Source organism: Cognatilysobacter terrigena, assembly GCF_004361065.1.
Lineage (GTDB): Bacteria > Pseudomonadota > Gammaproteobacteria > Xanthomonadales > Xanthomonadaceae > Cognatilysobacter > Cognatilysobacter terrigena.
This window is the reverse complement of record NZ_SELT01000066.1, coordinates 1-593: the sequence shown is the minus strand read 5'-3', so window position 1 is coordinate 593 and position 593 is coordinate 1. Positions and strand designations below refer to the sequence as shown.

Genomic DNA, 593 nt, shown 5'->3' with positions numbered 1-593 from the left:
GGCAAGACGGTGAACATCACGGGCGCGACGCTCAATGGCGTCGACGCGGGCAACTACACGCTGACGCTGCCGGCATCGACGATCGGCGACATCCTGCAGAAGGCGATCACCGGCACCGGCACGGTCACCACCAAGACCTACGACGGCACCACCAACGGCAGCGGCACGATCACGCTGTCGGGCGCCATCGGCGGCGACGACGTCGCCGCAGGCGGCACGTTCACCTTCGTCGACAAGAACGCGGGCACGGGCAAGACCGTCACGCTGTCGGGCGTCACCCTCAGCGGCGCGGACGCGGGCAACTACACGCTCACGGTGCCGTCGTCGCTGCTCGGCGACATCCTGCAGAAGGCGATCGCGGGCACCGTCACCGTCGCCACCAAGACCTACGACGGCAACGCGAGCGGCAGCGGCACGGTCACGCTCGGCGGCGTGGTCGGCAGCGACGACGTGAACGGCTCGGCCACCTTCACCTTCAGCGACAAGAACGCAGGCACGGGCAAGACGGTCACCGTGTCCGGCGCCACGCTGTCGGGCGCAGACGCGGGCAACTACACGCTCACGCTGCCGGCGTCCGCGCTCGGCGACATCCT

Annotated in this window: 1 protein-coding gene; it reads left to right on the top strand. The window is 69.5% G+C overall.

The features are described from left to right. A partial coding sequence (locus tag EVS83_RS15755; protein ID WP_166636937.1) for a YDG domain-containing protein occupies positions 1-593 on the top strand: 593 nt, incomplete at both ends.